This is a genomic window from Microbacterium sp. (assembly GCF_003248605.1).
GTDB lineage: Bacteria > Actinomycetota > Actinomycetes > Actinomycetales > Microbacteriaceae > Microbacterium.
Genome location: NZ_QFPF01000024.1, coordinates 1 through 26016, shown reverse-complemented (window position 1 = coordinate 26016; position 26016 = coordinate 1). Strand labels below are relative to the sequence as shown.

General features: G+C 71.1%; 26 protein-coding genes. 13 read left to right on the top strand and 13 right to left on the bottom strand.

The features are described from left to right. Together DI573_RS05525 and DI573_RS05520 are read left to right on the top strand one after the other, a co-directional pair. Positions 1–1423: AAA family ATPase (locus tag DI573_RS05525; RefSeq protein ID WP_292811516.1), on the top strand; the 1423-nt coding region annotated here is incomplete at its 5' end. A 372-nt stretch (positions 1424–1795) separates the two neighbouring features. Beyond that, complete coding sequence (locus DI573_RS05520; RefSeq protein ID WP_292811514.1) at positions 1796–2632, top strand: UbiA family prenyltransferase; 837 nt, start codon at positions 1796–1798, stop codon at positions 2630–2632. Between the two features lie 14 nt (positions 2633–2646). On the opposite strand, the gene DI573_RS05515 is transcribed toward DI573_RS05520, so the two are convergent. Genes DI573_RS05515 through DI573_RS05505 form a run of 3 tightly spaced genes read right to left on the bottom strand, consistent with a single transcriptional unit; the run spans position 2647 to position 5641 of the window. Then, positions 2647–3792: an NAD(P)/FAD-dependent oxidoreductase gene (locus DI573_RS05515; protein WP_292811511.1), complete on the bottom strand. Its 1146-nt coding sequence runs from the start codon at positions 3790–3792 to the stop codon at positions 2647–2649. A gap of 2 nt (positions 3793–3794) precedes the next feature. Further along, positions 3795–4502, bottom strand: coding sequence for a methyltransferase domain-containing protein (locus DI573_RS05510; protein WP_292811509.1), 708 nt, complete (start codon positions 4500–4502; stop codon positions 3795–3797). After that, entirely contained in the window at positions 4499–5641 is a 1143-nt protein-coding gene (locus DI573_RS05505; RefSeq protein ID WP_292811507.1) for a type III polyketide synthase, read from the bottom strand. Before DI573_RS05505 ends, DI573_RS05510 begins: the two co-directional genes overlap by 4 nt. A 118-nt stretch (positions 5642–5759) precedes the next feature. Here DI573_RS05505 and rraA point away from each other — a divergent pair, with 118 nt between their 5' ends. Both rraA and DI573_RS05495 read left to right on the top strand, forming a co-directional pair. Continuing rightward, the gene (gene rraA, locus DI573_RS05500) at positions 5760–6227 is read left to right on the top strand and encodes a ribonuclease E activity regulator RraA (RefSeq protein WP_292811505.1); all 468 of its coding nucleotides are present in this window, start codon (positions 5760–5762) and stop codon (positions 6225–6227) included. Positions 6228–6292: 65 nt separating this feature from the next. Continuing rightward, a complete protein-coding gene (locus DI573_RS05495; RefSeq protein WP_292811503.1) occupies positions 6293–6673 on the top strand; it encodes a VOC family protein in 381 nt (126 codons plus the stop codon). Positions 6674–6728: 55 nt separating this feature from the next. Here DI573_RS05495 and DI573_RS05490 read toward each other — a convergent pair whose 3' ends face one another. Continuing rightward, positions 6729–7844 carry an ABC transporter permease gene (locus tag DI573_RS05490; protein WP_292811500.1) on the bottom strand — a complete coding sequence of 372 codons (1116 nt, stop codon included), beginning with the start codon at positions 7842–7844 and terminating at the stop codon, positions 6729–6731. Next, entirely contained in the window at positions 7841–8725 is an 885-nt protein-coding gene (locus tag DI573_RS05485; protein ID WP_292811520.1) for an ATP-binding cassette domain-containing protein, read from the bottom strand. Before DI573_RS05485 ends, DI573_RS05490 begins: the two co-directional genes overlap by 4 nt. A gap of 220 nt (positions 8726–8945) precedes the next feature. Here DI573_RS05485 and DI573_RS05480 point away from each other — a divergent pair, with 220 nt between their 5' ends. Beyond that, positions 8946–9527, top strand: coding sequence for an NADPH-dependent FMN reductase (locus DI573_RS05480; RefSeq protein WP_292811498.1), 582 nt, complete (start codon positions 8946–8948; stop codon positions 9525–9527). 406 nt (positions 9528–9933) lie between these two features. Here the strand turns inward: DI573_RS05480 and DI573_RS05475 are convergent, their stop codons facing one another. Then, on the bottom strand, positions 9934–10644 hold the full coding sequence (locus tag DI573_RS05475; RefSeq protein WP_292811496.1) for a response regulator transcription factor: 711 nt from the start codon (positions 10642–10644) through the stop codon (positions 9934–9936). Beyond that, positions 10641–11945, bottom strand: a complete 1305-nt coding sequence (locus DI573_RS05470; RefSeq protein ID WP_292811494.1) for a sensor histidine kinase — start codon at positions 11943–11945, stop codon at positions 10641–10643. The genes DI573_RS05475 and DI573_RS05470 overlap by 4 nt, the downstream gene beginning before the upstream one ends. 147 nt (positions 11946–12092) lie before the next feature. Here DI573_RS05470 and DI573_RS05465 point away from each other — a divergent pair, with 147 nt between their 5' ends. Continuing rightward, on the top strand, positions 12093–12533 hold the full coding sequence (locus DI573_RS05465) for a VOC family protein (RefSeq protein ID WP_292811492.1): 441 nt from the start codon (positions 12093–12095) through the stop codon (positions 12531–12533). Between the two features lie 41 nt (positions 12534–12574). Then, positions 12575–13168, top strand: a complete 594-nt coding sequence (locus DI573_RS05460) for a hypothetical protein (protein WP_292811489.1) — start codon at positions 12575–12577, stop codon at positions 13166–13168. A gap of 111 nt (positions 13169–13279) precedes the next feature. On the opposite strand, the gene DI573_RS05455 is transcribed toward DI573_RS05460, so the two are convergent. Continuing rightward, positions 13280–14119 carry an exodeoxyribonuclease III gene (locus tag DI573_RS05455; RefSeq protein ID WP_292811487.1) on the bottom strand — a complete coding sequence of 280 codons (840 nt, stop codon included), beginning with the start codon at positions 14117–14119 and terminating at the stop codon, positions 13280–13282. A gap of 78 nt (positions 14120–14197) precedes the next feature. On the opposite strand from DI573_RS05455, the gene pyrE reads away from it, so the two are divergent. After that, the gene (pyrE, locus tag DI573_RS05450) at positions 14198–14776 is read left to right on the top strand and encodes an orotate phosphoribosyltransferase (RefSeq protein ID WP_292811485.1); all 579 of its coding nucleotides are present in this window, start codon (positions 14198–14200) and stop codon (positions 14774–14776) included. A 335-nt stretch (positions 14777–15111) separates the two neighbouring features. On the opposite strand, the gene DI573_RS05445 is transcribed toward pyrE, so the two are convergent. After that, on the bottom strand, positions 15112–15951 hold the full coding sequence (locus DI573_RS05445) for an HAD-IIA family hydrolase (RefSeq protein WP_292811483.1): 840 nt from the start codon (positions 15949–15951) through the stop codon (positions 15112–15114). Positions 15952–15993: 42 nt separating this feature from the next. Between DI573_RS05445 and DI573_RS05440 the strand changes: the two genes are divergently transcribed. Continuing rightward, a complete protein-coding gene (locus tag DI573_RS05440) occupies positions 15994–16926 on the top strand; it encodes an SDR family NAD(P)-dependent oxidoreductase (RefSeq protein WP_292811480.1) in 933 nt (310 codons plus the stop codon). Positions 16927–17046: 120 nt separating this feature from the next. Here DI573_RS05440 and DI573_RS05435 read toward each other — a convergent pair whose 3' ends face one another. Both DI573_RS05435 and DI573_RS05430 read right to left on the bottom strand, forming a co-directional pair. After that, a complete protein-coding gene (locus tag DI573_RS05435; RefSeq protein WP_292811478.1) occupies positions 17047–17688 on the bottom strand; it encodes a metal-dependent transcriptional regulator in 642 nt (213 codons plus the stop codon). A gap of 22 nt (positions 17689–17710) precedes the next feature. Continuing rightward, positions 17711–19051, bottom strand: a complete 1341-nt coding sequence (locus DI573_RS05430) for an Nramp family divalent metal transporter (protein ID WP_292811476.1) — start codon at positions 19049–19051, stop codon at positions 17711–17713. A 221-nt stretch (positions 19052–19272) separates the two neighbouring features. Here DI573_RS05430 and DI573_RS05425 point away from each other — a divergent pair, with 221 nt between their 5' ends. Then, entirely contained in the window at positions 19273–19902 is a 630-nt protein-coding gene (locus tag DI573_RS05425; protein WP_292811518.1) for a TrmH family RNA methyltransferase, read from the top strand. Between the two features lie 141 nt (positions 19903–20043). Here DI573_RS05425 and DI573_RS05420 read toward each other — a convergent pair whose 3' ends face one another. Beyond that, complete coding sequence (locus tag DI573_RS05420) at positions 20044–21378, bottom strand: MATE family efflux transporter (RefSeq protein ID WP_292811474.1); 1335 nt, start codon at positions 21376–21378, stop codon at positions 20044–20046. Between the two features lie 283 nt (positions 21379–21661). Here DI573_RS05420 and DI573_RS05415 point away from each other — a divergent pair, with 283 nt between their 5' ends. The 3 genes from DI573_RS05415 (at position 21662) to DI573_RS05405 (ending at position 25204) form a co-directional block, all read left to right on the top strand. After that, positions 21662–22123 (top strand): hypothetical protein, encoded by a 462-nt coding sequence (locus tag DI573_RS05415; protein WP_292811472.1) that lies wholly within the window; start codon positions 21662–21664, stop codon positions 22121–22123. Positions 22124–22206: 83 nt separating this feature from the next. Next, positions 22207–24168 carry a M13-type metalloendopeptidase gene (locus DI573_RS05410; protein ID WP_292811470.1) on the top strand — a complete coding sequence of 654 codons (1962 nt, stop codon included), beginning with the start codon at positions 22207–22209 and terminating at the stop codon, positions 24166–24168. 115 nt (positions 24169–24283) lie between these two features. Then, positions 24284–25204 carry a serine hydrolase gene (locus DI573_RS05405; RefSeq protein ID WP_292811467.1) on the top strand — a complete coding sequence of 307 codons (921 nt, stop codon included), beginning with the start codon at positions 24284–24286 and terminating at the stop codon, positions 25202–25204. Here DI573_RS05405 and DI573_RS05400 read toward each other — a convergent pair. Beyond that, entirely contained in the window at positions 25198–25782 is a 585-nt protein-coding gene (locus DI573_RS05400; protein WP_292811465.1) for a PadR family transcriptional regulator, read from the bottom strand. The genes DI573_RS05405 and DI573_RS05400 overlap by 7 nt on opposite strands. Positions 25783–26016 lie beyond the last annotated feature (234 nt).

Here is a 26016-nt window from a genome sequence, read left to right as displayed (position 1 = left end):
CGAGATCGACGAGCTGCGCCGGCACGTCGACCGGCTCAAGCTCGAGGAGTTGGCGCTGAAAAAGGAGAAGGACGACGCGACGAAGGAGCGGCTGGCCAAGCTCCGGGAAGACCTGAAGGCGCAGCAGGCTCGCCTGGGCGAGCTGCAGGCGCGGTGGGAGCGTGAGCGCGCGTCGCTGAACCTCGTCGGCGACCTCAAGACCAGGCTCGATGCCGCGCGCGTCGATGCCGAACGCGCCCAGCGCGAGGGCAACCTGGAGAAGGCGTCGCGGCTGCTCTACGCCGAGATCCCGGCGCTGGAGCGGCAGCTGATCGAGGCCGAGCGCGCCGACGCGTCGACTGACGGCGAGGGCCGGATGGTCAATGACCAGGTCACCGACGAAGACATCGCGGCGGTCATCGCGGCCTGGACGGGGATCCCCGTCGGCCGGCTGCTGCAGGGCGAGACCGAGAAGCTGCTGCACCTCGAGGCCGAGCTCGGCAAGCGCCTGATCGGGCAGAAGGAGGCGGTGAAGGCCGTCTCGGACGCCGTCCGTCGCTCGCGGGCGGGCATCAGCGACCCGAACCGTCCGACGGGCTCGTTCCTCTTCCTCGGCCCGACGGGTGTCGGCAAGACCGAGCTGGCGAAGGCGCTCGCGGAGTTCCTCTTCGACGACGAGCACGCCATGGTGCGCATCGACATGTCGGAGTACGGCGAGAAGCACTCCGTCTCGCGCCTGGTCGGTGCCCCTCCCGGGTACATCGGATACGAGCAGGGCGGTCAGCTGACCGAAGCCGTGCGGCGGCGTCCGTACTCGGTCGTGCTGCTGGACGAGGTCGAGAAGGCTCACCCCGAGGTCTTCGACGTGCTGCTTCAGGTCATGGACGACGGGCGCCTGACCGACGGTCAGGGCCGCACGGTCGACTTCAAGAACGTGCTGCTCATCCTGACGTCGAACCTCGGCTCGCCGATCCTCATCGACCCGACGCTCTCGCTCGAGCAGAAGCGCGAGGCCGTGCAGGGGCTGGTGCGCCAGGCGTTCAAGCCCGAGTTCATCAACCGGCTCGATGACATCGTGATCTTCCAGGCCCTCACGCAGGACGACCTGGCCCAGATCGTCGAGCTGGCCGTGTTCGCGCTGCAGCGCAGGCTCCGCGATCGCCGGCTGACGCTCGCGGTCACCCCCGACGCCCGGGCGTGGCTCGCCGAGCGCGGGTACGACCCCGCGTTCGGTGCCCGTCCGCTGCGCCGACTGATCCAGTCCGAGATCCAGGACCGCCTCGCGATGGCGATCCTGGGCGGCGGGGTGCGCGACGGCGACGTCGTGCGGGTGGACGTCGCCGCCGACGGGTCCGCGCTCGTGCTGACCAGCGACGGGCCGGCGGCGACAGCATCCCCGTCATCCGATGACGATGTCATCGAGGCGGAGCTGATCGAGGACTGACCCCGGCGGCCCCGGCCCGGGCCCGCCCGACCCCGCCCGCGCCCGGGCGCCCGCGCCCGACCGCCAGCGGGCCCGCGCACGCCCGCGCGGGCCCGCTGGCCAGCGCCAGCCCGCGAACCCACATTTTTGCAGCCAGCCACCAATCGACGTGTGGTGGCTCGCTGCAAAAATGTGGGTTCGGTGGGTAGCGGGAGGGTGGACGTCGCCGGGGAGCAGGGGACGTGGGTGAGCGCGGGGCGGCGGATGGAGGGCGCCGGGAAGCGCCGGGCGCGCGGGGGCGTGGAGCTTCGACCGCGCGCGCCGCCGCCGGTAGGGTGGCCGGGTGATCGAGAGCACAGAGCGGGGGGATGCTGTGGCCACAGCATCCCGCGCATGAGAAGCGCCGCGGCGCTCTGGCGCTCGTGCCACCCGGGCCCGACGGTCGTCGTCTCGACGCTGTCGCTGCTGCTCGGTCTGGCCGCCGGAGTCTCGCCGGGGGCGCTCGCGCTGCTGGTGGGCGCGGTGTTCACGGGTCAGCTCTCGATCGGCTGGTCGAACGACGCGATCGACGCCGGCCGGGATCGCACCGTCGGCCGTACCGATAAGCCGATCGCGCGGGGCGAGATCGGCGTGCGGACGGTCTGGGTCGCGACCGCCGCCGCGGTCGCGGCCGCCCTCGTGCTCTCGGCGCTGCTCGGCCCCGGTTTCCTCGTCGCGCACGCGGCGTTCCTCGTGTCGGCGTGGGCGTACAACATCGTGCTCAAGCGCTCGGTGTTCTCACTCGCGCCGTTCGTGCTCAGCTTCGGGATCTTCCCATCGCTGGCGACCCTCGCGGCGGACCCCGCGCGCCTCGCCCCCGCGTGGGCATGGATCGCCGGCGCCGCCCTCGGCGCGGCCGTGCATCTGACCAACGTGCTGCCCGACCTCGACGACGATGCCCGCACGGGCGTGCGCGGCCTGCCGCACCGCATCGGCGCCCGCGCCTCGGCGGTCACGGCGTTCGCGGCGGTCGCGATCGGTGCGCTCGCCGTGCTCGTCGGCGGTTGGGTGCTGCAGCCCTCGCTTCTTGCAGCGGTCATCTCGATCGCGGGCTGCGTCCTCGTGCTCGCTGTCGCCGCGGCGGGGCTCCTGCGTGCCCTGCGCGCCCCCGACCGAACCGTGTTCCGTCTTGTCATGGTGTCGGCGCTACTGCTCGCACTGCAGCTCGCAGCCACGAGTGCGGGCCTGTAACACCCGCCGCACCCTCATCCCGGGTCGAGGCCCATCGAGTATGCCCGCGCGAGAATATCCGCCGCGGGAGAGCGCAGAATGCCGCGCAGCGCCGTCGTCTGCGCACGATGAGCGAGAGGTCCGACGGCGCGCCCGATGACGGTGTTGGCCGCCGCGATTCGCGCCGAGGTGGTTGCGGCGCGGCGCCGGCGGCGATCCCACTCGCGCAGCTCTGCGTCGGGAGCATCGCCGGAGTGCACCCACGACGCGAGCAGCGGGGCGAGGGTCGCGGCGTCGACGAGGCCGAGATTCATGCCCTGTCCGCCGATGGAGCTCACCTCGTGCGCGGCGTCGCCGATCGCGAAGACGCGCCCGTCGCGCATGTGCGGCACGAGCGCGCGGCGCACACCGAAGGTCGTCGCCGCGGTCACGACGGTCGCCGCCTGCGTCGAGCCCGCGCGTCGTGCGATCGCACCGCGCAGCCACCCGGCGGGATCGGCATCGGCATCCCGGGCCCCCTGCCAGGCGACGAAGCGCCGCATCCCCTCCGGCAGCGGGAAGGACTCGAGCACCCCGTCCGGGTGCAGGTGCACAACCGCGGTGGGGCCCTCCCCGGTCGCGTCCGGCGCGTCCGTCATGACGTACCGGTCGGGATAGGTGCGGGTGCGCGCGGCGGCGGTCAGAGAGGAGACGGCACGGCCCGCCGAGCCGGTCGCGATGACCACGATCCGGGCGTGCTCCACCCCGTCGGCCTCACCCCGGCGCACGCGCAGGCGCACCGATCCGTGGCCGTCCTCCACGCGCTCCACGGCGCATCCCCGCACAACGGCCGAGGCGCCCCACGCGACAGCGGTCTCGGCGAGGGCTCGTTCAGTGGAGGACTGCGGGAGGGTCGCGACATAGGGATGCCGCGCTCCCGCCCGGTCGAAGCGCACGACGCCGAGCGAGCCCGCGGCGCGGGCCTCGCCGCGGGTCACCCGCAGGGCGCAGTCCAGGATGCGTGCGGTCGCGCCCGACGCCTCGAGCGCCGTCAGGGCGGCCGCGTGCACGCCGACGGCGCGGCTGCCCGCCGTCGGCCGGGCGCGGCGCTCGAGAACCGTCGCATCGACGCCGAGGCGGGCAAGCTCCGCCTGCAGCAGAGTGCCCACGGGCCCCGACCCCACGATCGCGACGTCGTGCACGGTCAGTCCCGGGCCCTGCTGACGGCGAGCAGTCGGAACGGAGCGGGCCGCTCGACCCGCCACCCCGCCGGGAGCACGCCTTCGAGCTCGAACGCCGTGTGACTGCGCCGAATGGAACGCAGCCCGTCGGTGTGCAAGAACGACCCGAATGCCAGGGGTACAACAGCGATCGCGTAGCCCGCGTACGCGAGAGCCGACCGGTGGATGTCGGAATGCAGGCTCACTCCCCGTGACAGCGTTCGCGAGTCGGCGAGCACCGAGGTCAGTTCGGGATCGCTCAGATGGTGCAGCAGATGATTCGAGACCACGACGTCGAAGCGGTCGCCACGGGAGGCGAGGTCGCCGCTGCGTCCGAGCGTGTATTCCACTCCGGGCATGGGACGCGCGTCGCGCGCGACCCGCAGACTCCGATCGTCCGGATCGAGCCCGAGACCGCTTACCGCGAAGCCGTCGGCGCGCGCGCGCGCGACGAGTCCGCGCAGCACGTCGCCCGCCCCGCAACCGATATCGAGGATCCGTGCATCGCCCCCGCCCCGCGCGAGCAGCTGTGGGCGGACGTGCCGCCGATAGACACCACCCCAGCCCGCGACCAGCCGATTGATCAGCCCGAACCGCTCGAGGGTGCGGCGCAGGCGCACCGGATCGCACTGCGGATCGTCCATGATCTCGCGCAGCTCCGTGTCGCGGCGCACGAGCGGCGCGGTGATCATCCCGCGACGCCCGTGCCCGCGGCGGCGAGCGTCGCGGTGCGCGCTGCCGCGGGTACGCGCGCCCGCAGCAGCGCCGACTCGACCGTGAGTCCCGGCCCGAAGGCCACGCCCAGCACCCGATCGGCATCGCGTAGATCCTCGTGCTCCAGCATCCGCTTCAGGATGAACAGCACGGTCGCCGACGACATGTTCCCGCACTCGCGCAGCACCTCACGGGAGTGCCGCAGGGCGCCCGGGGACAGCGCGAGCGCCGACTCGACGCGATCGAGGATGCTGCGTCCGCCGGGGTGGACGGCCCACGCGTCGATGGCCGCGCCCGCGCGCGCGAGGAGCGGGGCGAGCGCGGAGTGGACCTCGCGCCCGATGACGCGGGGCACCTCGGCCGTCAGGGTCATCTCGAAGCCGTGGTCTCCGATGATCCAGCGCATCTCGTCCTCCCCCTCGCGGGTGAGGGCCGTGCCGAAGCCGTCGAGCTCGAGGGTGCGGGCGTCCGGCGCGGGCGCGGCCGAGACGACCGCGGCCGCGGCGCCGTCGGCGAAGACCGCCGATGCGACGATCTGCTCGGGGTCGTTCGAGACGCGGATGTGGATCGTGCAGATCTCGCCGCACACGACGAGGACGACGGCCGAGGGATCGGCCGCGCAGATGCGCGATGCGCTGCGCAGGGCGGGGAACGCCGCCGCGCAGCCCATGAAGCCGAGATGATCGCGCTCGACCGTGCTCGACAGGCCCAGATCCTTCACGAGCCGGAAGTCGGGCCCGGGCCCGAAGAATCCCGTGCACGACGCCGTCACCACGTGGGTGATGGCGGATGCCGGCACGCGCGCCCGGTCGAGGGCATCGCGGGACGCCGCGGCGAACAGCGCCGGAGCCTCGCGGATGTAGACGTCGTTGCGTGCGCCCGTCAGGGGAGCGGCGACGGCACGTGAGTCCGCGTCGATGAACGCAGACCCGCCGCTCACCAGCTCGGGGAGCACCGTGTGACGTGTGTCGATCGCGGACTGATCGAAGGCGGCTCCGATGAGCCGCGACGTGAGCCGGTCGGTGCCGGGCTGCGCGAGGAACAGGTCGCGCACGTCGGTCTGCGTGATGACGGTGGGCGGCGTCGCGGTGCCGATGCCGAGGATGTGGGCGGGCATGCCTCAGAGTAACCATGCCCAGGGCGTGCGCGGGTCGGGTTGACACAGACGGAAGACACACGAATCTTCACGCCGACGCGGTGGTCCGATGACAGCATCCCCCGCGTACCGTCGGGACATGGGCATCTCGACGGCAGACCTCTACGACGAGCGCGGCGACGCTCTGGACTCGCTCTCGCTCCAGCTGCAGGATGTCGGGGGCCGCGTGGTCTTCGACGGCCCGGTGCGCACCGTGCGCTGCCACCGCGACAATGCGCTGGTGAAGACGACGCTCGCGACGCCCGGCGATGGTGCGGTGCTCGTGATCGACGGCGGCGGTTCGCTCGAGTCCGCCCTCGTCGGAGATCTGATCGCCGCCTCGGCGGTGCGCCACGGCTGGGCCGGCATCATCGTGCACGGAGCGATCCGCGATCGCGCGGCGATCGGCGAGCTGCCGATCGGGGTCAAGACGCTCGGATCCAACCCCCGCAAGAGCGCCAAGGACGGCGCGGGCGATGTGGATGTGCCGGTCGTGATCGCGGGCGTCACCTTCCGCCCGGGTGCGCACGTGTGGGCCGACGCCGACGGCGTGCTCGTCGAGCGCTGAGCCTCTGGACAGGGCCCGCACGGGGGAGGACCCTGAATCGGGGGAGACAACTCGAGGAGGATCTCATGTTCACCACGGCCCAGCCGTTCAGCAGCTTCTCGGTCGACGACATCCCCGCCGCCCTGGCCTTCTACCGCGACACGCTCGGCTTCGACGTCGAAGATATGCCCGAGATGGGACTGGATGTGCGGCTCGGCGGCGACGCGCACGTCTTCATCTACCCGAAGGACGATCACGAGCCCGCGAGCTTCACGGTGCTGAACCTTCCGGTCTCCGACATCGACGCCGCGGTCGATGAGCTCAACGGCAAGGGGGTCGTCACGAAGATCTACGACGACGCCGACTTCCCGACGGATCCGAAGGGCATCAACCGCGACCTGGGGCCCGCGATCGCGTGGTTCCTCGATCCGGCGCGAAACGTCATCTCGGTCATCGAGATGACCTGAGCAGACGAGGGATGCCGGGGGGCCGACATCCCTCGTCCTTTCACATGTCGCGCGCTCAGCCGCGCAGCGCCTCGCTCAGCTTGACGCGGGCGCCCATGCGCAGGAGCGAGTTCTCGTAGATCTTCGAACCGACCCAGTTCGCGCCGACGCACGTGGCGATGAGGATCCCCAGCGAGATCAGCGCCTCCCACCACTGGGCCTCGCCGAGGTAGAGCCGCATCGGCATTCCGACCGGGGCCGAGAACGGCACGTACGACATGATCGTCAGCACGAGTGGGTTGTCGTTGAAGAAGATGACGAGGAAGTAGGGCGCCATCACGAGCAGGATCAGCGGGGTCGTGGTCGAGCCGACGTCCTCCTGACGCGAGACCATCGCAGCGGCCGCTGCGAAGAGCGCCGCGAGCAGCACGAAGCCGAAGAAGAAGAACACCGCGAACCACGCGATGGGCCCGCCGAGCCCCTGCAGCACGGCGCCCTGGCCCGTGACGGTGAGGCCGACGATCGCGATCGCGGCGAGCACGATGATCTGGCCCATCGCGAGGATCGTGTTGCCGATCACCTTGCCGGCCAGGAGCGCCCGGGTCGGGATGGCCGAGATGAGGATCTCGACGACGCGGGTCTGCTTCTCCTCCACCACGCTCTGGGCGATCGTCCCGCCGAACGTCGACGCGGCGATGAGGAACACGATGCCGAACGCGAGCGCGACGAAGTACCGCAGCAGGCTGTCGGTCTGGTCGGGATCGAGCAGCTCGACGGGTGGCGACTGCGAGAGCAGCAGCACGAGGTTCGAAGGCACCGAGGACTCCGCGATGATCGCGAATCCCGTGGGCGAGCTCGGATCGCCCACGATCGCCGCATCGGCCGTGCCTTCCGTGACGAGCGCCTCGGCGGCGGCACGGTCGGGTACCTCGGTCACCTCGAGTCCCGCGACGGAGGAGACCTCGGCCGGCGCATCGGCGGTCACGGCGACGGGGGTGCCGCTGGTGTCCTGCGCCTGGAAACCGCCCCACACCACGGCCGCGAGCGCGACGAGGAACAGGATGAGCGTCGAGATGACGAACGCCTTGGAACGCAGCTTCGAGCCGATCTCGCGCTCGGCGACGAGCCACACGCTCTGCGCGGTGGACGGGGCGGGAGGCGCGGCGCTGCGCGGGCTGGTGGCGGTGCTCACTGGATGACCTCCTTGAAGATCTGGGCGAGGGTGGGATGCTGCGGTGCGAAGCTGGCGACGTCTCCGTGCTCGACGGCCCGGCGCAGCACCCGCTGCGCGGTGGCGTCGTCATCGACGTCGAAGACCGCGTATCCGCCGTCGAACGACACGACCTGCACACCTGGCTCGTCGCGGAGCCAGCCCGCGTCTCCGCGGGAGACGAGCTCGAACCGCGGGGAGGAGTGCTCGGCGCGCAGGGTGTCGCGGGGGCCGGCGGCGCGGATCGTGCCGCCGGCGATGATGACGAGGTCGTCGCACAGCCGCTCCACCACATCGAGCTGGTGCGAGGAGAAGAGCACCGCGGTACCGGCCGCGGCGCGCGCCTGCAGCACGCCGGCGACGACGTCGACGGCCAGGGGGTCGAGTCCCGAGAACGGCTCGTCGAGGATCAGCACCTCGGGGTCGTGCACGAGCGCCGCCGCGATCTGCGCGCGCTGCTGATTTCCGAGCGAGAGGGTTTCGACGAGGTCGCCCAGACGTTCGCCGAGTCCGAGCTGCTCGAGAAGTGCGCGGGCGCGGGTGGCGGCATCCGTCTTCGAGAAGCCGTGCAGCCGCGCGAGGTAGGTGATCTGCTCGTGCACCTTCATCTTCGGGTAGAGGCCGCGCTCCTCGGGCATGTACCCGAACCGGCGGCGATCGGCCGCCGTCAACGCCGCCCCATCCAGGGCCACGGTGCCGCCGTCGCGGGCGAGCACGCCCAGCACGATGCGCATCGTCGTGGTCTTGCCGGCGCCGTTGCCGCCGACGAAGCCGGTCAGGCGCCCCTCCGCGACGTCGAACGAGACGTCGTCGAGCACCCTCCGGCCCGCGTAACTCTTGGTGATCCCCCGCAGCTCGAGCATCGGCATCCCTCTCCTATCGTGTGCGTCTCACGCTACGGAGAGTCGGCGGCCATGACATCCCCCGGTGGGCGGGACGTGGACTCCCCCGCAGGGAGGAGAGTCGTGAACACGAGAAACACTCGCATTCGTCGGAATAGATCTCGGCCGCTCTCGCTTGGAGCCCGATGGAACATCCATGGCGGACCCGGTGGATGGGCCGCCTCGCACGTAAGGAGCTGCCATGAGCACGCGCACCATCGGCTACATCGTCGGAAGCCTGTCGTCGACGTCTATCAACCGCCACCTGGCCAAGGCCCTCGAGCGCCTCGCCCCCGAGGGCACGACCCTCGTCGAGATCCCGATCGCCCAGCTGCCGTTCTACTCGCAGGACCTCGAGGCTGACTTCCCCCAGGTCGCGAAGGACTTCAAGCAGTCGATCGCCGACGTCGACGGCGTCATCATCCTGACTCCGGAGTACAGCCGTTCGATCCCGGGCGTGCTCAAGAACGCGCTCGACTGGTCGACGCGCCCCTACGGCGACATGTCGTTCTCGGGCAAGCCCACCGCCGTCATCGGCACCTCGCAGGGTCCCATCTCGACCGCCGCCGCCCAGCAGCACCTCAAGGCGATTCTGACCCACTTCAACGCCCCCGTGCTGGGCCAGCCCGAGGGCTTCATCCAGTACGTGCCCGGTGTGTTCACCGCCGACGGCGAGGTCACCAACGAGGGCACCGCGGCGTTCCTCGTCTCCTACCTCGACGCCTTCGTCGCCCTGATCGACCGGTACGTGCCGGCCGAGGAGCGCGCCGCCGTCGCAGCCTGATCCCGCGGGGCGCGCCCTGAGCTGTGCTCGGACGCGCCCCTGCCGGTCGGCGTGCCCTGTCGGTCGGCGTGCCCTGCCGGTCGGCGTGCCCCTGCCGGTCGGGCGTGCCCCTGCCGGTCGGGCGTGCCCCTGCCGGTCGGGCGTGCCCTGAGCTTGTCGAAGGGCACCCCGCGCGCCGCGCTGCCGACATCGTCGAGTCCGACGCGACAACATTCCGGAGCGATGTGGCGTCAGCCAGTCCTGGACGAACCGGACCGATGCAGGGCGCCGATCCTTCCGGAGTGTTGTCCGCCGAGTACCGAACACCGCGCCGATCCATCCGGAGTGTTGTCCGCCGAGTACCGAACACCGCGCCCAACACCGCGCGCCGCGCGGACCCGATGAACGTCGCGGGCGCGTGCCGCGCCTACGCGGCCCCGTTCCGGTGCGCCCACACGACCGCGGCGACGCGGTCGCGTGCGCCGAGCTTCTGCAGCACATTCGACACGTGCGTCTTGACGGTCGCCTCGCCGATGAAGAGGCGCTCGGCGATCTCGGCGTTGCTGAGAGCCTGCGCGAGCAGGCGCAGCACCTCGGCCTCTCGGTCGGTCAGGCCCGCAGCGGCGACCCGGTCGATCGCCGCCCCGACCGCCCCGACCGCCCCGACGGCGTCCGCCGGCGCGGGGGCCGGCGAACCGCCGGACACGGATGCCGACGCGAAGCGCTCGATGACGCGCCTCGTCACCTCGGGCGCCAGCAGCGCATCGCCCGATGCGACGACGCGCACGGCGCTCGCGAGCTCCTCGGGGCCGGCGTTCTTGAGTAGGAATCCGCTCGCCCCGGCCTCGAGGGCGCGGAAGAGGTAGTCGTCGCGGTCGAAAGTCGTGACCACCAGCACCGCCGACGGAATGTCCGGGTCGCCGACGATACGGCGGGTGGCCTCGAGCCCGTCCATGTCGGGCATCTGCACGTCCATGCAGATCACGTCGGGGCGCAGTCGCCGCGCAGCGGCCACGCCTTCGCCGCCCGTGGACGCCTCCCCGACCACCGCGATGCCGCCGGCCGCCTCGAGGATCATCCGGAACCCCGCCCGCATCACGGCGTGATCGTCGACGAGCAGCACGCGCACGCCGTTCACGAGCTCACCTGCGCGTCATCGAGAGCGGCCAGCGGTATGCGGGCTCGCACGAGGTAGCCACCGCGCTCTCGCGGGCCGGTCTCGAGAGAACCGCCCGATGCGGCCGCGCGCTCGCGCATGCCGACGAGCCCGAGGCCGGTGACCGACGGGGTGCTGCGGGTTGCGCCCGTGTTGGTCACCTCGAGCTCGATCGCGTCGGGGCCGTACCGCAGGCGCACATCGGCGCTCGCCCCGGGACCGCCGTGCCGGCGGGCGTTCGTCAGCGCCTCCTGCGCGATGCGGTACAGGTTGAGCTCCACCAGCGCGGGGACGGGCGCCGGCTCGCCGAACACCGCGAAGGAGGTGGGCAGTCCGGTCTGCGCCGCGCGCTCGACGAGCTCGGGCAGAGCGTCGAGCCGGACGGTCGAGGGACCGTCGGCGTCGCCGACCGTCGACGTGTCCGCCCCGTCGTTGTCGGCGGGTGTGCGCAGCGTGTCGAGAAGGTGCCGCAGATCACGGATGGCCTCGCGCGCCGACGTCTCGACACCCGAGAGAGCGTGCCGCGCGGCATCGGGGTCGCGCTCGAGCACCGCACGGGCGGCGCCCGCCTGCACACCCATCGCCGACACATGGTGTGCCACGACATCGTGCAGCTCGCGGGCGATGCGCACCCGGTCGAGCGCGACGGCCTGCGCCGCCGTCACCTCGCGCTCCCGCTCGAGCTCGGCCGTGCGCTCCTCGAGCGCCGCCCGCTCGAGGGCGGCGGTGTATGCCCGATCACCCATGTAGTACGCGCCACCGAAGAACAGCGCGTTGATCAAGAACTGGATCAGCATGAACGCGACGAACGGCGAGAACACGCCCGCCCTCGACAGACCCTCCTCGGTCGGCGCGGTCGCCGACTGGAACGTCGTGACCATGAGCCACACGAACATGCCGACGATGATCAGCACGCGGACGAGCATCGCGCGGCGTCGATCGTCGATCCACGCGCCGATGGTGAAGATCGCGATGAACACCGGAATGTTGCCGACGTAGATCTCGGGCACCCGGAACGTCACCGCGATGAAGTACAGCACCGAGACGATGACCGCCACGGTCGCCGGAAAACGGCGCCGCAGCGCGAGGGGCAGGGTCAGCGCCGCGGCGTAGACCAGCGCCCAGCCCAGGTCGGCCTGATCGTCGCCGTAGATCTGCGCGACCGACGAGAGTCCCGCGCTGATCACGGCGCCGAGCAGCAGCGTGACGGCGAGGATCACGTCATTGCGCAGGTCCCTCGCCGTGGGCGCGCGGCGGACGAGGGGCGGCGCCGGGGTGGTCATGCGTCAACGCTATGCGGATGCTGTGGCCACAGCATCCCTCGCGCGGGGGATACCGCGCCGCCGGGTGGTTGACACGGGCGCCCGGCGTTCGCGAGTATCTCGCTGAGCCTGCGGGAGAGGGTCCGGCGGGCGCGGAAGGGGCCCCTCTTGTCCACGAACATCTTCGTCAATCTGCCGACCACCGACCTCGACCGTGCCAAACAGTTCTACACGGCGCTCGGATTCACGATCAATCCGCTGTTCACCGACGAGAACGCCGCCTGTGTCGTCGTGTCGGACGAGATCTACCTGATGGTGCTGACGCGTGAGTACTTCGCCACGTTCACCGACAAGCAGGTGACCGATGCGAAGACCCACGCGCAGGCGCTGATCGCGCTGAGCCGCGACACGCGAGCGGAGGTCGATGCGATCGTCGACGCGGGCCTGGCCGCGGGCGGCACGGAGCCTCGCCCGGGCCAGGACTACGGATTCATGTACTCCCGTGATCTCGAGGATCCGGACGGCAACATCCTCGAGTTCCTGCACATGGATCCGGCCGCTGCCGAGGCCGGGCCCGAGGCGTATATGGCGGGGCAGGACCAGGGCTGAGCCGCACGGCGCCGGCACGAGGCGTCTGCTAGCGTGCCGACGTGTCGGATTCCGCGCCGCAATCCCCGCCACCAGCGCCCTCTCGGCGTCGGGACGATCCCCGCGCACGGCGCCGGGAGATCCCGCTCGGGGTGGTGACGATCGGCATCTCGGTCGTCGTCTGGTGGCCGGCGTTCACGCTCGGCGTCTGGGGTGAGGTCTTCTTCGAGCAGCTGATGACGCTGTGGGCGGCATCGACGGCGGCATTCGTCGTCGTGCTCGTCGAGCGACGGCCCGTGGGGGCGCGCCTGCTGCGGGCGACGCTGCTGTTGCTGCCCTCCGTCTGGATCGCGCTGTCGTTCGCGTTCGACGATTCGACGACCGATCTCACGGTCTTCCTCATCGACCTGATCGCGATCATCGCCGTGCTGATCGGCATGCCGTTCTCGCTCTGGGTGCTGCTGCACATCGCGTGGCCCGACCTCGGCAAGGGCAGCCCGCTGAGCCAGCGGATGCTCGTCGCGGGGGTGGTGACCGCCATCGCGGTCGGATCGTTCGTGCTGGGGCTCAACCACGCGGGATTCCTCACGTGCGAGGACTTCACGATCAGCGGCAACTCCGAGCCGCCGGGGTGCTCCCCGAGTTCGGACGACTGAGGCTCGAGCGCCGCCCCTCGACGGGCTCAGGGCGGGTCCCGCCGCGCGGGTGTGCGACGCGCCGGTGGGCCGGTCTGCGGCGAGCCGATGGGCCGGTCGGTGCGCGCCGAATCAGCCGAAGATCATCGGCACGTCGTCGTCGGACGCACCCAGATCGAGGTCGACGACGACGGGCACATGGTCGCTGGGGATCTCGCCCTTGCGCTCGTTGCGGTGGATCGACGCCCCTGTCACGGCCTGCGCGAGCGTGTGCGACCCCAGGATGAAGTCGATGCGTAGACCCTCGTTGCGGGGAAAGCGCAGCTGCTTGTAGTCCCAATAGGTGTATCCGGTGGGCACGAGCGGGCGCACGACGTCGATCAGGCCGGCGGCTTCGAGTTCGCGGAACGCGGCGCGCTCGGGCTCGGACACGTGCGTCGTCACGCCCTCGATCACCGTCGGGTCGCCGTTGTCGTCGTCGGTGGGCGCGATGTTGAAGTCGCCCACGAGCGCGAGGGCCTGATCGGGTGTTCGGGCGAGCTCGTCGCGCGTGTGCTGGGCGAGCGCGCCGAGGAAGTCGAGCTTGTAGAGGTAGTGCGGGTCATCGAGCGAGCGGCCGTTGGGCACATACAGGCTCCAGACCCGCACGCCGCCGACCGTCGCGCCGATCGCTCGGGCCTCGAGCGGCTGATCCGGGCCCTCGAGACCCTTTGCGAAACCGGGCATGCCGCTGAAGGCATGTGAGACGTCCGTGAGGGGCTCGCGGCTCGCGATCGCGACGCCGTTCCACTGGTTGAGTCCGTGGGCGACGACCTCGTAGCCGGCGGCCTCGAACTCGGCGTAGGGAAACTGCTCGGGCTTGCACTTGATCTCCTGCATGGCGAGCACGTCGATGCCCTCGCGGACGGCGAACTCGACCGTTCGGGTCACGCGCGCACGGATCGAGTTCACATTCCAGGTCGCCAGACGCATTGCTCCAGCCTACGACCGACCGCCGACCTCGACCGAGCGGCGCCGACCTCCCGGTGCCGCCGCCCTAGACTCGGGGCCATGACCGCCGCTTCCACGCCCGAGCTCGAATCCGACCGCCAGGCCCTCATCGCCCTCATCGGCGCCGAGGCCGTCTTCCACGGCGACTTCACGCTCTCGAGTGGCAAGAAGGCGTCGTACTACGTCGACATGCGGCGTTTGACCCTCGACCACCGTGCAGCGCCGACCATCGGGCGTCTCGTGCTCGATCTGATCGACAGCATCCCGGACGTCGTCGCCGTCGGCGGTCTGACCCTCGGCGCCGACCCGATCGCCAACGCCGTCATGCACGAGTCGGTGCGTGCGGGTCGTCCGCTCGATGCCTTCGTCGTGCGCAAGGAGCCGAAGGATCACGGTCGCGGACGCCAGATCGAGGGCGCGGATGTCGCCGGCAAACGCGTCGTCGTCGTCGAGGACACCTCGACCACCGGGCAGTCCGCGCTCAAGGCGGTCGAGGTGCTGCGTCGCGAGGGCGCCGAGGTGGTCGCCGTCGCCGTGATCGTCGATCGCAAGACGGGTGCACAGGCGGCGGTCGAGGCCGAGGGGCTCACCTGGCTCGGCTCGATCGACCTCGACGATCTGGGCCTCGCGCCGCAGTAGCCGCGGGCGGCGATGCCGGGGCATCGCGCCGGCACGGCGATGCCCCGAACCCACATATTTGCAGCGAGACACCATCCGACGCGTGGTGCTTCGCTGCAAAAATGTAGGTTCGGCGTCAGATCGTGTCGGCTCGGGCGTCAGGCCGCGTCAGGCCGCGTCAGGCCGCGCCAGGCCGCGTCAGGCCGCGCCAGATCGCCGTCAGTCCCGGTCGCGACCGCGCCCGCGCACCCACGCGATGATCCACACCGCGAGCGTGCCCACGAGGATCAGGGTGGTCGCCCCGAACAGCAGGTCCTGCTGATTCACGCTCTCCTCCTGCTTCGATGGATGCTGCGCTACAGCAGCTCGGGAAGCTCCGATTCGGCGGGCTCGTCGGCGACCAGATCGGCCACGGAGTCCAGCACCTCGTCGGGCCGGAACGGGTAGCGCTCGATCTCGGCCGCATCGCTGATGCCGGTCAGCACGAGCACGGTGTGCAGGCCTGCCTCGATGCCCGCGACGATGTCGGTGTCCATGCGGTCGCCGATCATGCCGGTCGTCTCGGAGTGCGCGCCGATCTGGTTGAGCGCGGAGCGGAACATCATCGGGTTGGGCTTGCCGACGACGTAGGGCTCCTTGCCGGTCGCCTTCGTGATCAGTGCGGCGAACGCCCCCGTGGCGGGCACGACGCCCGCGGGTGTCGGACCCGTCGCATCCGGATTGGTGACGATGAACCGCGCACCGGCGTTGATGAATCGGATCGCCTTGGTGATCGCCTCGAAGGAGTACTGGCGGGTCTCGCCCACGACGACGTAGTCCGGTTGCGACTCGGTCATGATGTACCCCGCCTCGTGCAGCGCGGTGGTCAGCCCCGCCTCGCCGATGACGAAGGCGCTGCCCCCGGGCAGCTGAGAGCGCAGGAAGTCGGCCGTCGCGAGGGCGGAGGTCCAGATGCGCTCCTCCGGCACGTCGAGGCCTGATGCGCGCAGCCGTGCGCTCAGATCGCGCGGCGTGAAGATGGGGTTGTTCGTCAGCACGAGGAACGGGGTGCCGGCGTCGCGCCACTGGGCGAGCAGCTCGGCGGCGCCGGGGACCGGGCGGTTGTCGTGCACGAGCACGCCGTCCATGTCTGTCAGCCAGCATTCGATGTCGGAGCGGGTGCGGTTGTGCACGGTGTGCGGGCGGCCTTCGGGCATGGCCTCAGCCTATTGCGGCGGGCTGGCCGTAGTGTCGGGAGTGTGAGTGCCGCGCGCGCGGGCTGGGACCCGCGGAACATCCCGTCGCAGCACGGCCGCGTCTACCTCGTGACGGGCGCGAACGCCGGGCTCGGCTTCTTCTCGAGCGAACAGCTGGCCCGCGCCGGCGCCCACGTGATCATGTCGGGCCGCAACCCGAACCGTCTAGCCGCCGCCCGCGCCGCGCTGATGCGGCGGTTGCCGGGTGCATCCGTCGAATCGCTCCTGCTCGACACCAGCAACCTCGGATCTGTCCGGGCCGCCTCGGCGACCGTCGGCGCGCGGCAGCGGCTCGACGGTGTCCTGCTCAACGCCGGGATCGTGCATCCGCCCGCCGAGCGTACCCTCACGCGCGACGGCGTCGAGATCGTGTTCGCGACGAACGTCCTCGGACACTTCGCACTCGCGGGTTCCCTGCTGCCGGCGCTGCGCCGCGCGAGCGGCGGACGAATGGTGTGGCTCGGCAGCATGTCGACCTCGATGTGGCGGTATGTTCCCGAGGATCCCCAGCTCGAGCAGGGGTACACGCCGTGGCGGGCCTATGTGCAGTCGAAGGTCGCGACGCAGGCGCTGGGCCTCGAGGCCGATCGACGGCTGCGGGCGGCGGACGTGCCCGTGACCAGCGTGATCGCCCACCCCGGCTATTCGGTCGGCGGCCGCACCGCCGGCATCCCGGGGGTGAACACCCCCTCGCGTCTGAAGCGGTTCGGCGCGAACCTGCAGGCGCCGATCACGCAGTCCAAGGCGCACGGCGCGTGGGCGCCCGTGCGCGCGCTGACCGATCCGGCGGCGGCCGGCGGCAGCGCATGGGGCCCGGCGTGGATCATGAAGGGGATGCCGCGCCCCGCCCGTGTCGCGCCGGTGTCGCGGGACGCGGCCCGGGCGGCGGAGCTCTGGTCGTTCTGCGAGCAGACCGCCGGGGTGCGCTGGCCCTGAGAGCCTGTGCGTGTCCCGATTTCTGTCGGCCGCGGCGACGCCGGCCGACAGAAATCGGGACATCCATGCGCGGGGTGCCGGGGAGCGCAGGGCGCATCCCAGCGCGGCGGCGGGCGCGCGTCAGAGGCTGAGCCAGATGGCGTGGTCGGCGCCCGTGGGCAGCGCCACCGTCTCGCCCGCGATCGAGAGGTGCGCTGCATCGATCACGGTCGCGATCGCACCGATCGTCACACCCGACTCCTCGACGGCGCGCAGCAGCGCGGGGTCGCGGTCGCTGACCCTCAGCACCCGCCCGACCGCCCCCGGAACGGCATGGCGCAGCAGCACGAAGCCCTCGCGCGCGACGTTGCCCTCGGCATCCGGAATCGCATCGCCGTGGGGGTCGAACCGGGGGTGTCCGAGGCGCTCGTCGATGCCGCGCAGCAGCCGGTCGCTGATGGTGTGCTCGAGCACCTCGGCTTCGTCGTGCACCTCGTCCCAGGAGTAGCCGAACTCGCGCACGAGCCAGGTCTCGATCAGGCGGTGCCGGCGCACGACGGCCTTGGCCCGCGCCTCGCCCGCCGGGGTGAGGGAGACCGGACCGTACGGACGGTGGGTGACGAGGCCCTGCGCGGCGAGCTTCTGCACCATCTCGGTGACGCTCGAGGGGGCGAGGCCGAGCTCTCCGGCGAGCTGCGAGGGCGTGATGCGACGATCCTGCCACTCGGTGTGGTGGTAGATCGTCTTGAGGTAGTCATCGACCACGGAGCTCGCGGGTGCCACCGGTTCAGGGTACCCGCCCCCCTCACGCGCCCGTGAAGACGAGCCAGAGCAGCACGCCGTTGAGCGTGATGAGGAAGACCGACGAGGCGATCCCCGCGATCGTCGTGAAGACGCGGTTGCGGTGCTCCCCGAGGGTGCGCCGCTGCGCGGTGAGCGTGACGAGCGGCACGAGCGCGAACGGGATGCCGAACGAGAGCACCACCTGGCTGAGCACGAGCGCGAGGGTGGGGTCGAAGCCGATCGCGAGGATCGCGAGGGCCGGCAGCAGCGTCACGAGCCGGCGCGCGAGGAGCGGGATGCGCACGCGCAGCAAGCCGTGCATGATCTCGGCTCCCGCGTAGGCCCCGACCGACGTGCTGGCCAGGCCGCTCGCGAGCAGCCCGACGGCGAAGAGCGTCGCGATGAGCGGGCCGAGGCCGGCCTGCAGGGCCGCGTACGCACCCTCGAGGCTGTCGGTCCCGGGGATGCCGGCGAGGTTCGCGGCGGCGAGCAGCAGGATGCACAGGTTCACGGTGCCCGCGACCGCCATCGCGATCGTCACGTCCCACTTCGTCGCGCGCAGCAGTCGGCGCGTGCCGACGCCCCGCAGCTGCTCGAGCTCGGCGGCGTCGAGGCGTGTGCGCGAGACGGGGTCGCGGCGGGGGCCGGCCGGGGTCGTGGCGGCGGATGCCGGCGCCGGCGCGAACCGGTCGCGAGCGAGCGCGGAGTGGGCGTAGATCGCGTGCGGCATGATCGTCGCGCCCAGGATGGATGCTGCCAGCAGCACCGATCCGGCATCCTCGAACCGCGGCACCAACCCCGAGACGACACCTGCGGCCTCGGGCGGGCCGACGAACACACCCGCCGCGAACCCGATCGCGATGATCACCATGAGCCCGATCACGACGTTCTCGAAAGGACGCGGTCCGCGCCGGGACTGCAGCATCAGCAGGGCGATCGAGACGACGCCGGTGATCGCGCCGCCCCACACGAGGGGGATGCCGAAGAGCAGATACAGCGCGACGGCTCCGCCGATGACCTCGGCGATGTCGGTGGCCATGGCGACGAGCTCGGCCTGCAGCCAGTAGGCGCGGCGCGCCCAGGGGCGGTGGATGCGGCGGCCCAGCACCTCGGGAAGGCTCTCGCCCGTCACGATGCCGAGCTTGGCCGAGAGGTACTGGATGAGCCAGGCCATGACATTGCCGATGACGACGACCCAGACGAGCAGGTATCCGTACTGCGCGCCGGCGGTCATGTTGCTCGCGACGTTGCCGGGGTCGAGGTAGGCGACGCCCGCGACGAGGGCCGGGCCGATCAGCCACGCCAGGCGCGGCGTGCTGGGCGCGCGACGCGGAGTGGGCGTCGGGGTCGCGGTCTGCAGCATCCCTGAATCTTTCGGCACGCCGAAACCGTACCAAATCTTTCGGCTGACCGAAATACCCGCGTTGCGTCCGGGCGCTGAGCGAGGAGCGCCGCAACGAGACGAAACGTGGTGTTCGGGGCCTTTCGTCTCGCTGCGCCCGCTCAACACCCGGAGCCCCCGGATACGCTGACCCGGTGACCGAGACCGCCCCCGAGACCGATCCCGCGCCGACGCCCGACCCCGTGCGCGGCGCCTCGCCCGAACCGGAGCTGCCCGTCGGCGTGGGCCCCTGGCCGGGCACCCCCGACGAGTGGCCGGACGACCCGCGCTTCGAGCGTGCGCTGCTCGCCGAGGGCGACCGGCGCAACGTGATCGACCGCTATCGCTACTGGTCGATGGACGCGATCGTCGCGGACCTCGACACCCGCCGGCACGGCTTCCACGTCGCGATCGAGAACTGGCAGCACGACATGAACATCGGGTCGATCGTGCGCAGCGCCAATGCCTTCCTCGCCGACACGGTGCACATCATCGGTCGTCGTCGCTGGAATCGCCGGGGCGCGATGGTCACGGACCGATACCAGCACGTCATGCATCACGAGGACGTCGCGACCTTCACCGCGTGGGCGCGGTCCCACGACCTGCCGATCCTCGCGATCGACAACGTCCCCGGCGCCGTGCCCGTCGACCGTGCGGACCTGCCGCGGCGGTGCGTGCTGCTGTTCGGACAGGAGGGCCCGGGGCTTTCGGTGGAGGCCGTGTCGGCAGCATCCGGGGTCGTGGAGATCACCCAGTACGGGTCGACCCGCTCGATCAACGCGAGCGCGGCGGCGGCCGTCGTCATGTACGAATGGTGCCGCCGGCACGCGTGAGACGGCGCGTACGGGGCGATGCGCGCCGCATGAGGTGACATCTGCACGAGTCCTGGTGCGGGAGTGTGCGGGTGGGGCCCGTGAGGTGTCGGGGCGAGACCGGGTCGTGCGGATGTCGCCCCATCCGCACCGCGCGTGCCGTCAGGCGGCGCCGACCCGCAGCCAGTGTGTGCCGCGCACGCGGTACCCGAGGGTGAGCAGCCGGGCGCACATGTAGACGACGAAGAACGTGCCGGCGAGCCACGCGAGGCCCGCGGCGCCGTCGATCCCGGTGAGGGCGACGATGCCCAGCGCCGGGAGGAACAGCACAAGGTTGGCGATTCCCGCATAGGCGAGGTATTTGGCATCGCCCGCGCCGATGAGCACACCGTCGAGCACGAAGACCAGGCCGCTCACGGGCTGCGCGATCGCGAGCACGATGAGCGCGGGAAGGATGAGCGCGGCGAGGAACTCCGAGCCCGCGAACAGCAGGCCGATGACCGGGGAGAAGACGGCGATCACCGCCCCGATTATCACGCCGAACCACGCGCCCCACCCCAGGGTGCGCGCGAGCACGCGGCGCACCTGCGGCACGTCGCCGGCGCCGAGGCCTTTGCCGACGAGCGCCTGCGCCGCGATCGCGAGCGCATCGAGCGCGAAGGCGGCGGCCGAGAAGATGGTGAAGACGACCTGGTATCCGGCGAGCTCCTCGGGCCCCATCCGGGTCGCGGCGGCGACGGTGAGCAGCAGGGCCGCGCGCAGGCTTACGGTGCGCAGGAACAGCCAGCCCCCCGACCGCGCCGATCCGCGCACGCCGTCGCGCTGCGGGCGTACCGAGGCGTCATGCCGGCGCGCAAGTCGGCCGATCACGATGACGTAGGCCAGCACCATGCCCCACTGTGCGAGCACAGTTCCGATCGCCGAGCCCGCGATACCCCAGCCGAAGCCGTAGATGAGCAGCCAGTTCAGGCCGGCGTTGGCCGCGAAGCCGAGCCCGGCGATCCACAGCGGCGTGAGGGTGTTCTGCATGCCGCGCAGTAGGCCGGTCCCCGCGAAGACGATGAGCATCGCGGGGAGGCCTCCCATCGACAGGCCGAGGTACGTCTCGGCCTGCGCGGCGACCTCGGGCGTGGGACCGAACGCCCCCACGAGCCAGGGCGTCGCGAGCCACCCGAGCAGCGCGAGCACCGCGCCGACGCCGAGTGCGAGCCACATGCCGTCGATGCCGACCGAGACCGCGCGGCTCGGGTCGCCGGAGCCCAGACGGCGCGCGACGGCGGGCGTCGTGGAGTACGCGAGGAACACCATCAGGCCGACGATCGTCTGCAGCACCGCCGAGGCGATGCCCAGGCCCGCGAGCGGGTCGACGCCCAGATGTCCGACGAGCGCCGAGTCGGTGATGAGGAACAGCGGCTCGGCGACGAGGGCGCCGAGCGCCGGCACGGCCAGGCGCAGGATGCTGCGGTTCAGCCGCCGTCCCTCGCTCGTGCTCGTCACCCCTCGAGCCTAGAAGCCGTAGGGCCGGGGGTGGGATCGAGCCCCGGCATCCCGTCGCCGTGCGTGGTGCGGCGTCCGGCCGGGTCGTTCACCTGTCGCATGTTGCGGGTGTCGCGGCGGCGCACCCGCATGTCGCGACAGCGGAGCGAGAGCGGAGCAAGGGCGGGGATGGTGAACGTCGCCGCCGGGCGGTCGCTCCTCCCCAGCCGCGCGCCTCCGCCTGCTCTGCACGAAACCCCGGGCAGGGTCCGGCCGCGACCGCACGGCTCGGGATGCTGGGCGCATGACAGACATCGATCACCGACTCGCCCGCGACCGCATCCTGACCCGTGACGACGACCTCGACGAGGTGCTCGGCCTCCTGCTGCAGCACGCCATCAACCCCCGGCAGCTGTGGCTGATCTTCCTCGACGCCGATGGACGCCTCATCGATCCGCTGATGCCGTGTGATGACTACCCGCCGCATCCCAGCGAGAGTCCGAGCACCGCAGACCTCGCCTTCGCCCGCGACCTCGGGCACCGCCTGCGCTACATCGTCGAGGCGACGGGCGCGGCGAGCGTCGTGCTGGTGTGGGAGCGCGTCGGCCCCTCGCGCTTCGGGGTCGACGAACGCACGTGGGCGCGGGCGATGGCGCAGGTCTGCCGCGAGAGCGAGGTGCACCTGCGCGGGCAGTTCGTGCTGCACGACGAGGGCGTGCGGATGCTGTCGCCCGATGACTATGCCGACGCCGTCGGCCGCGGGTGAGGGCGAGCCCGCGCCTGGGACGTCACTATGCGTTCACCCGCGCGGCGCGGGCGAGCCGCGGGGGTCGGCCTATCCTGGACAGCATGACCGACGCTCTTCGCTCCGGTCTCGCGCTCGATGACCTGAGCCCCGAGATCCGACCCCAGGACGACCTCTACCGCCACGTCAACGGCGCCTGGATCGAGAGAACCGAGATCCCCGACGACAAGGCGCGCTGGGGATCGTTCCATCTCCTCGCCGAGCAGGCCGAGAAGCACGTCCGCGAGATCGTCGTGGAGTCGCAGCAGGCGGAGCCCGGATCCGAGGCGCGCAAGATCGGCGACCTGTTCACGAGCTTCATGGACACCGACCGCATCGCCGAGCGGGGCGCCGAGCCGATCGCCGCGCAGCTGGCGCGGGTCGAGGGGATCGACAGCATCCCGAGCCTGCTCCGGGCGGTCGGCGACCTCGAGCGCAGCGGTGTCGGCGGCCTGTTCGGGCTGTACGTCGAGCCCGACCCCGGAAACCCCGAGCGGTACGTCCCGGCGATCATCCAGGGCGGTCTCTCGCTGCCCGATGAGAGCTACTACCGTCTGCCGAACTTCGAGGAGCTGCGCGGTGCCTACCGTGCGCACATCGAGAAGATGTTCGCGCTCGCGGGTGTCGACGACACCGCGGCCGAGGCCGATCGCGTCTTCGCCATCGAGACCGAGCTCGCCACCCACCACTGGGACAACGTGCGCAGCCGTGACGCCGTGGCCACCTACAACCTCGTGACGTGGGACGAGCTGCAGGCCCTCGCCGGCGCCGACCTCGCACCGTGGCTCGCCGCCGTGGCGCCCGAGCACGAGAGCGCCTTCGCCGAGATCGTCGTGTCGCAGCCGAGCTTCGTCGAAGGTCTCGGCGCGCTGCTCGTCGCGGAGCGACTCGATGAGTGGAAGGCGTGGCTGCGCTTCAAGATCGTGCACGGGGCCGCGGCCTTCCTCTCGGATGACTTCGTCGAGGAGAACTTCGCGTTCTACGGCACGCAGCTGACCGGGGTCCCCGTCAACCGGGAGCGGTGGAAGCGCGGCGTGGGCCTGGCCGAGGCGGCGCTCGGCGAGGCGATCGGCAAGGTCTACGTCGAACGCCACTTCCCGCCCGCGGCGAAGGAGGCGATGGACGACCTCGTCGCGAACCTCATCGAGGCGTATCGCCGGAGCATCCAGACGCTGCCCTGGATGAGCCCCGAGACCCGCGAACGAGCGCTCGACAAGCTCGCCAGGTTCACCCCGAAGATCGGCTACCCGGCGAAGTGGCGAGACTACGCCGCGCTCGAGATCGACCCCGCCGACCTCGTCGGCAACGTGCGCCGCGCCCACGTGGCCGAGCACGATCGGCAGCTGGGCAAGGTCGGCGGGCCGATCGACCGCGACGAGTGGTACATGACTCCGCAGACGGTCAACGCCTACTACAACCCGCTCATGAACGAGATCGTCTTCCCCGCCGCGATCCTGCAGTACCCCTTCTTCGACGCCGAACGGGATGCCGCGGCCAACTACGGCGGCATCGGCGCGGTGATCGGTCATGAGATCGGGCACGGCTTCGACGATCAGGGGAGCCGTTTCGACGGCGACGGGCGCCTGCAGGACTGGTGGACCGAGCGTGACCGGGAGGCTTTCGAGCAGCGCACGAAGAACCTCATCGCGCAGTACGACGCGCTCTCCCCCCGGGGCCTGCCCGAGCATCACGTCAACGGCGCGCTGACGATCGGCGAGAACATCGGCGATCTCGGCGGACTCGGCATCGCGCTCAAGGCGTACGAGCTCTCGCTGGGCGATGCCGACGCGCCGGTTATCGACGGGTTCACCGGCATCCAGCGCCTCATCCTGTCGTGGGGGCAGATCTGGCAGCAGAAGGGTCGGGATGCCGAGACCATCCGCCTGCTGACGATCGATCCGCACTCGCCGAACGAGTTCCGGTGCAATCAGATCGTGCGCAACATCGACGTGTTCTACGAGGCCTTCGACGTCAACGAGGGCGACGAGCTCTGGCTCGCGGAGAGTGAGCGCGTCACCATCTGGTGACCTTCCGCCCGCGTCGCGCGCCTGGGGGCGCGGTGCCGGGCACCCCGACAACCGAATATCTGCACCACCGCACCTCGCACAGCTCGAACCGCTCCTCTAGGGAAGGACACCGTTCGTGGGCACGCCCCCTGAGCCGATCCGCGATACCTCACCTCAGCGCGCCACGCGCCGCGGCAGTCGTCGCACGTCGCGACGTGCCGCCGCGGGGAGGCGCTCGTTCTCCTCGACCATGCGGGCGCTCGAGGCGCTCGCCGCTTCGGGGGTGCGGGTCTCGGTGCACGTGGTCGACCTCGACCGAGGCACGGTCGCCATGGCGGGCGACGATCACATCACCCACCCCGTCGGAGGGCTCGGCGCCGTCCCGCTGCTGATCGAGGTCGCGGCCGGCTTCGATGCGGGCACCCTCGACCCGCTCGAGATCGTCGAGCGTTCGCGCGTCGAGGAGGTCGGCGGCCCCGGCATCTGGCGCCACCTCAAGGCGCCGGCACTGCCGCTGGCGGATCTCGCGGTGCTGGTCGCCGCGTCGGGCGACGCTCTCGCCTCCAACCTGCTGCTCGATCGTGTCGGCATCGACGCCGTGCATGCGCGGATCGACTCCCTCGGACTCGAGCGTGTCGCGCTGCTCGACCGCCTGCGTGATGCGCGGGGTCCCGACGATGCTCCGCACTTCGCGCTCGGTTCGGCCCGCGAGCTCGCCCAGGTGTTCGCCGCGCTCGTGAACACCACACTCGTGAACGCGTCGGTCAGCGCGCAGGTCGCGGAGTGGCTCAGCCTCAACCACGACCTCTCGCTCGCCGCCTCGGCCACCGGTCTCGACCCCTTCGCCCACGACGACGACGACCACGGCCTGCTCTTCATCAACAAGACGGGGCGCGACGCGGGTGTGCGCGCCGAGGCGGGCGTGCTCGCCGGTCCACGTGCGGGCCTGGCCTACGCGCTCATCGTGTGCTTCGACGACCTGTCGATCGTGCATCGACTGCGCGCGCACGAGGCGTTCCGCACGCTCGGCATCGACCTGATGGAGTACGTCTACTGACGCTCGAGCTCGTCGACCAGGGCGAGCCCCCGCAGCGCCCAGGCGATCTCGGCGCGGGCGCGATCGACGAGGCCCTCGTAGGTGAACCGCTTCCACGCGATGGTGCGCTCATGTTCGGCGGCAGGGGTCGCGGCCAGTCGTCGTACGAGCATCGGGTTGGACAGAGCCGCGATGTGTCGCAGCTCGCCCTCCCACTGCTCGAGCTCCCGCTCCCACTGCGCGATGTGGGAACGCAGGAACGCGCGCGCCGCCTCGGGCGTCGTGGTCTCGAGGTAGGCCGCCCGCAGGTGCGCAGGATCCCGTACGCGCGAGTAGTCCAGCGGTGACTGCATCCAAGCGAGGAAGGCCTCTTCGCCGGCGGGTGTGACGTGGTAGACCTTGCGGGTCCCGCGCTCACCGCGGGGCTGCTCCTCACCCTCGATCAGGCCTTCATTCTCCATCTTGCGAAGCTCGGGGTAGATCTGCGAGTCGGGGGCGTGCCAGACGTGGCCGACGGACTGCGTGAACTGCTTCTGCAGGTCGTAGCCCGACAAGGGTCCCACCCGAAGGAGCGCGAGTAGCGCGTATCGCAGGCTCATCTGGTTCCCGTCGTCATGCTCAGAGTGAGGCTATCAATGGTGCGAGGGGCCCGAGCGGAAGCTCGGGCCCCTCGGGTCCTGCAGTCGGCTCAGTCCTTGTAGCCGGTGCGCCATCCACCCTGGTACGTCGCGCGGGCGACGGTGGAGTACGGTACGGGGCTCACCACGGCGCGGACCTCGGTCTGCTCGTGCGGTTCGACCGAAGCCTTCTTGGAGCCGCCGTCGGGCTCGCCC